This window comes from Henriciella aquimarina (assembly GCF_002088975.1).
In the GTDB taxonomy this organism is placed as follows: Bacteria; Pseudomonadota; Alphaproteobacteria; order Caulobacterales; family Hyphomonadaceae; genus Henriciella; species Henriciella aquimarina.
In genome coordinates, this window is the sequence record NZ_NCST01000036.1 from 1 (window position 1) to 5,577 (window position 5,577).

Below are 5,577 nucleotides of genomic sequence, written 5' to 3' on the forward strand. Positions count from 1 at the left end.
GTAAGCGTCCATTTCTCACACGCTTGTCCGCTAGGAGCGGCATCTGATCTTTCTTCTCACGGTGCAATCCGCACAGATCTGAGGAGGTGTTGGTGTCGAAACGGAAGACGGCGAAACAGATAGAGCTTGAGGCTTTCTGGCGGGCTCATCACGATGCCTGGATGCGTAGCACGCTGAATCAGCGTGAATATTGCGAGGCGCATGGGTTACCGCTGAAGCGGTTCGGTAACTGGCGGGCCATATTCAAAACCGAAAAGTCTCGTGTGAGCGGAAAGGTGCTCTACCGGCGCGGCGGACAGCTTAGTCATATGACTGGTCATATGACGGATAAGGACATTCCGCCGCCTTCGAAATATCTGCCATCGCGCTCTGATGCGCCGAACGGCAAGCGCCAGTTCAGCCCTGAAGACAAGCGCCGCATCGTGGCCGAGACGGAAAAACCGGGCGGGACGGTCAGCGGCGTGGCGCGACGGTACAATATCGCTCAGCGCGTGCTGTTCCGCTGGAAGAATGAGCTATCCCCGTCAGAGGACAGTCCCACATTCCTTTCTGTTGAAGTAGAGAAAGACGCGAGTGGAGGGGGCGCGTCAGCAGGCGCCCCATCGCCGATAATCATAGAACGCGGAGCGCCTGGCATAGAGGTGGAACTTATCGGTGGGCGTCGAATCCGGTTTGACAAGGATGTCGATCCTGACCGTGTCCGGCAGCTTGTCTCTCTGCTTGAGGCAGACCTCTCATGATGCTGACGACATCAGGTCTGAAGGTGCACCTCGCCGTTGGGGTCACTGACATGCGAAAGGGTATAGATGGGCTCGCCATGCTGGTTCAGGGCGTGCTGGCGCAGGATCCGTTCTCTGGACATCTGTTCGCGTTCCGCGGTCGCAAGGCGAACCTGATCAAGATCCTCTACTGGGATGGGACCGGGCTCTGCCTCTTCTCGAAACGCCTGGAGAAAGGCGGTTTCCTGTGGCCGATGCAGACCGAGCAGGGTGCTGTGGTGAAGCTCAGCGCCCGGCAGCTCTCTGTCCTGCTTGAAGGCATCGACTGGCGATCCCCGGATGAGCGCTGGCGTCCTGATCGGGCGGGGTGAGACGCGGATGCGACCGATTGAATCAGGCCGCAGAAAGCTGTGCGGAACGAGCTGATTCCATCGTAAACTCCGTGCCATGGAGCTTGATCTCGCCGCCCTGCCTGAAGACGTGGATGTGCTGCATCGCATGATCCGCGAGATGGCTGCGGCGCGTGACAGCGAGCGTGCTGAAACACGGGCCGAGATCGAGCGGCTGCGCCAGATGGTGAAGACGCTGCAGCGCAGCCAGTTCGGTCGCCGGGCCGAGGGGCTTGATCCCGGCCAGCTCCAGCTTGGCCTGGAGGATCTGGACAGTGATGTGGCGCACCTTGAAGCCGCATCGCCAGACACACTGGTCGAAACTGGTCCGCGCCCAGCCCGCACCCGCGCGTTCAGTCTGCCAGAGCATCTGCCACGCGAGGATGTCGCGGTCGACACCGAGACCAGCGCCTGCCCATGTTGCGGCGGTGCGCTGCACTTCATCGGCGAAACCGTCAGCGAGATGCTGGATCATGTTCCAGCGCGACTGCGTGTCCTGCGGATGAAGCGCCCGCGCTATGGCTGCCGGGGCTGCGGGAAGATCCACCAGGCACCGGCCCCGGAACGCCCGATCGCAAAGGGGCTGGCCACGCCGGGCCTGCTCGCGCATGTCATCGTTAGCAAGTATTGCGATCACCTGCCGCTCTATCGCCAGTCGCAGATCTTTGCCCGCCAAGGTGTGAAGCTGAACCGATCAACGCTTGCCAACTGGGTGGGCGGGGCCAGCTGGTGGCTGGAAGCGCTGCATGAGCGGCTCGCAAGCCATGTCTTCAGCTCGAAGATGCTGTTCGCCGACGACACGCCGCTGCCTGTGCTCGATCCGGGCCGCGGGCGCACCCGAACAGGTCGGCTCTGGGTCTATGCCCGCGATAATCGACCGTGGAATGGGCCGGGGCCGCCAGCTGCTGTCTATATCTACAGCCCGGATCGGCGCGCCGAACGTCCGGAAACCCATCTCAAGGACTTCAGCGGTGTGCTGCAGGTCGATGGCTATGCCGGGTTCGAGCGACTGACCACGGGCGGGGATATCATGCTGGCCGCCTGCTGGGCGCATGCGCGGCGCAAGTTCTACGAGGTGCACCAGGCCACAGGCTCACCGATCGCGGCCGAAGCGTTGCAGCGGATCGCCGAGCTCTATGCTATCGACGCCACGATCCGTGGGCAGAGCGCGAACAAGCGTCGGATCGTGCGGGCCCGGAAATCCCGCCCGCTGGTCCGCGCGATGAAAGCCTGGCTGGAAACCGAACTCCAGCGCATCCCGCCGCGCAGCGGACTGGGCGACGCGATCCGCTATGCGCTCACCCGCTGGGACCAGCTCAGTCTGTTCCTTGAGGATGGCCGCATCGCCCTCGATACAAATACTGTCGAACGCGCTATCCGCCCGGTCGCGCTAGGACGCAAGAACCATCTGTTCGCCGGCTCGGAAGGCGGTGCACAGAGATGGGCCGTCATCGCTTCTCTCCTGACGACCGCCAAACTCAACGATGTCGAGCCCCACGCCTATCTGAGTGACGTTCTCGAGCGCCTAAGCCAAGGCCATCCGATGAGCCAGATCGATGATCTGCTACCCTGGAACTGGGCTGCATTACGCGCTGATGTGTAAGAACTGGACGCTTACGAATTAAACAGGGATTGGCCTGAAATACCCCCACAATCAGTAATTACAGCGCGTTACAGGGTGATTTCCCTAAACGAAAGAATAGGGAATTTGATTTTCGAAACAGGGACGTTCCGAACCTGATCGTAAGCGTCCATTTCTCACACGCTTGTCCGCTAGGAGCGGCATCTGATCTTTCTTCTCACGGTGCAATCCGCACAGATCTGAGGAGGTGTTGGTGTCGAAACGGAAGACGGCGAAACAGATAGAGCTTGAGGCTTTCTGGCGGGCTCATCACGATGCCTGGATGCGTAGCACGCTGAATCAGCGTGAATATTGCGAGGCGCATGGGTTACCGCTGAAGCGGTTCGGTAACTGGCGGGCCATATTCAAAACCGAAAAGTCTCGTGTGAGCGGAAAGGTGCTCTACCGGCGCGGCGGACAGCTTAGTCATATGACTGGTCATATGACGGATAAGGACATTCCGCCGCCTTCGAAATATCTGCCATCGCGCTCTGATGCGCCGAACGGCAAGCGCCAGTTCAGCCCTGAAGACAAGCGCCGCATCGTGGCCGAGACGGAAAAACCGGGCGGGACGGTCAGCGGCGTGGCGCGACGGTACAATATCGCTCAGCGCGTGCTGTTCCGCTGGAAGAATGAGCTATCCCCGTCAGAGGACAGTCCCACATTCCTTTCTGTTGAAGTAGAGAAAGACGCGAGTGGAGGGGGCGCGTCAGCAGGCGCCCCATCGCCGATAATCATAGAACGCGGAGCGCCTGGCATAGAGGTGGAACTTATCGGTGGGCGTCGAATCCGGTTTGACAAGGATGTCGATCCTGACCGTGTCCGGCAGCTTGTCTCTCTGCTTGAGGCAGACCTCTCATGATGCTGACGACATCAGGTCTGAAGGTGCACCTCGCCGTTGGGGTCACTGACATGCGAAAGGGTATAGATGGGCTCGCCATGCTGGTTCAGGGCGTGCTGGCGCAGGATCCGTTCTCTGGACATCTGTTCGCGTTCCGCGGTCGCAAGGCGAACCTGATCAAGATCCTCTACTGGGATGGGACCGGGCTCTGCCTCTTCTCGAAACGCCTGGAGAAAGGCGGTTTCCTGTGGCCGATGCAGACCGAGCAGGGTGCTGTGGTGAAGCTCAGCGCCCGGCAGCTCTCTGTCCTGCTTGAAGGCATCGACTGGCGATCCCCGGATGAGCGCTGGCGTCCTGATCGGGCGGGGTGAGACGCGGATGCGACCGATTGAATCAGGCCGCAGAAAGCTGTGCGGAACGAGCTGATTCCATCGTAAACTCCGTGCCATGGAGCTTGATCTCGCCGCCCTGCCTGAAGACGTGGATGTGCTGCATCGCATGATCCGCGAGATGGCTGCGGCGCGTGACAGCGAGCGTGCTGAAACACGGGCCGAGATCGAGCGGCTGCGCCAGATGGTGAAGACGCTGCAGCGCAGCCAGTTCGGTCGCCGGGCCGAGGGGCTTGATCCCGGCCAGCTCCAGCTTGGCCTGGAGGATCTGGACAGTGATGTGGCGCACCTTGAAGCCGCATCGCCAGACACACTGGTCGAAACTGGTCCGCGCCCAGCCCGCACCCGCGCGTTCAGTCTGCCAGAGCATCTGCCACGCGAGGATGTCGCGGTCGACACCGAGACCAGCGCCTGCCCATGTTGCGGCGGTGCGCTGCACTTCATCGGCGAAACCGTCAGCGAGATGCTGGATCATGTTCCAGCGCGACTGCGTGTCCTGCGGATGAAGCGCCCGCGCTATGGCTGCCGGGGCTGCGGGAAGATCCACCAGGCACCGGCCCCGGAACGCCCGATCGCAAAGGGGCTGGCCACGCCGGGCCTGCTCGCGCATGTCATCGTTAGCAAGTATTGCGATCACCTGCCGCTCTATCGCCAGTCGCAGATCTTTGCCCGCCAAGGTGTGAAGCTGAACCGATCAACGCTTGCCAACTGGGTGGGCGGGGCCAGCTGGTGGCTGGAAGCGCTGCATGAGCGGCTCGCAAGCCATGTCTTCAGCTCGAAGATGCTGTTCGCCGACGACACGCCGCTGCCTGTGCTCGATCCGGGCCGCGGGCGCACCCGAACAGGTCGGCTCTGGGTCTATGCCCGCGATAATCGACCGTGGAATGGGCCGGGGCCGCCAGCTGCTGTCTATATCTACAGCCCGGATCGGCGCGCCGAACGTCCGGAAACCCATCTCAAGGACTTCAGCGGTGTGCTGCAGGTCGATGGCTATGCCGGGTTCGAGCGACTGACCACGGGCGGGGATATCATGCTGGCCGCCTGCTGGGCGCATGCGCGGCGCAAGTTCTACGAGGTGCACCAGGCCACAGGCTCACCGATCGCGGCCGAAGCGTTGCAGCGGATCGCCGAGCTCTATGCTATCGACGCCACGATCCGTGGGCAGAGCGCGAACAAGCGTCGGATCGTGCGGGCCCGGAAATCCCGCCCGCTGGTCCGCGCGATGAAAGCCTGGCTGGAAACCGAACTCCAGCGCATCCCGCCGCGCAGCGGACTGGGCGACGCGATCCGCTATGCGCTCACCCGCTGGGACCAGCTCAGTCTGTTCCTTGAGGATGGCCGCATCGCCCTCGATACAAATACTGTCGAACGCGCTATCCGCCCGGTCGCGCTAGGACGCAAGAACCATCTGTTCGCCGGCTCGGAAGGCGGTGCACAGAGATGGGCCGTCATCGCTTCTCTCCTGACGACCGCCAAACTCAACGATGTCGAGCCCCACGCCTATCTGAGTGACGTTCTCGAGCGCCTAAGCCAAGGCCATCCGATGAGCCAGATCGATGATCTGCTACCCTGGAACTGGGCTGCATTACGCGCTGATGTGTAAGAACTGGACGCTTAC

At 61.8% G+C, this 5,577-nt stretch carries 6 protein-coding genes; all 6 read left to right on the top strand.

Going from position 1 to position 5,577, the window contains the following annotated elements:
* The first annotated feature begins 92 nt into the window (after nucleotides 1-92).
* The 6 genes from tnpA (B8784_RS05055) to tnpC (B8784_RS05080) all read left to right on the top strand — a co-directional run bounded on the left by tnpA (B8784_RS05055) (nucleotide 93) and on the right by tnpC (B8784_RS05080) (nucleotide 5,562).
* Nucleotides 93-740 (top strand): IS66-like element accessory protein TnpA, encoded by a 648-nt coding sequence (tnpA, locus tag B8784_RS05055; RefSeq protein WP_143435299.1) that lies wholly within the window; start codon nucleotides 93-95, stop codon nucleotides 738-740.
* Nucleotides 737-1,090 (top strand): IS66 family insertion sequence element accessory protein TnpB, encoded by a 354-nt coding sequence (gene tnpB / locus B8784_RS05060; protein ID WP_084396522.1) that lies wholly within the window; start codon nucleotides 737-739, stop codon nucleotides 1,088-1,090. Before tnpA (B8784_RS05055) ends, tnpB (B8784_RS05060) begins: the two co-directional genes overlap by 4 nt.
* 76 nt (nucleotides 1,091-1,166) lie before the next feature.
* Nucleotides 1,167-2,711, top strand: coding sequence for an IS66 family transposase (gene tnpC, locus B8784_RS05065; RefSeq protein WP_084396523.1), 1,545 nt, complete (start codon nucleotides 1,167-1,169; stop codon nucleotides 2,709-2,711).
* Nucleotides 2,712-2,943: 232 nt separating this feature from the next.
* Nucleotides 2,944-3,591, top strand: coding sequence for an IS66-like element accessory protein TnpA (gene tnpA / locus B8784_RS05070; protein WP_143435299.1), 648 nt, complete (start codon nucleotides 2,944-2,946; stop codon nucleotides 3,589-3,591).
* A complete protein-coding gene (gene tnpB / locus B8784_RS05075; RefSeq protein WP_084396522.1) occupies nucleotides 3,588-3,941 on the top strand; it encodes an IS66 family insertion sequence element accessory protein TnpB in 354 nt (117 codons plus the stop codon). The genes tnpA (B8784_RS05070) and tnpB (B8784_RS05075) overlap by 4 nt, the downstream gene beginning before the upstream one ends.
* Nucleotides 3,942-4,017: 76 nt before the next feature.
* Nucleotides 4,018-5,562: an IS66 family transposase gene (gene tnpC, locus B8784_RS05080; RefSeq protein WP_084396523.1), complete on the top strand. Its 1,545-nt coding sequence runs from the start codon at nucleotides 4,018-4,020 to the stop codon at nucleotides 5,560-5,562.
* Nucleotides 5,563-5,577 lie beyond the last annotated feature (15 nt).

What these genes read in the sequence shown, in the direction of transcription:
- tnpB (WP_084396522.1), top strand. Translation starts at nt 737, where the DNA reads ATGATGCTGACGACATCAGGTCTGAAGGTGCACCTCGCCGTTGGGGTC.
- tnpC (WP_084396523.1), top strand. Translation starts at nt 1,167, where the DNA reads ATGGAGCTTGATCTCGCCGCCCTGCCTGAAGACGTGGATGTGCTGCAT.
- tnpC (WP_084396523.1), top strand. Translation starts at nt 4,018, where the DNA reads ATGGAGCTTGATCTCGCCGCCCTGCCTGAAGACGTGGATGTGCTGCAT.
- tnpB (WP_084396522.1), top strand. Translation starts at nt 3,588, where the DNA reads ATGATGCTGACGACATCAGGTCTGAAGGTGCACCTCGCCGTTGGGGTC.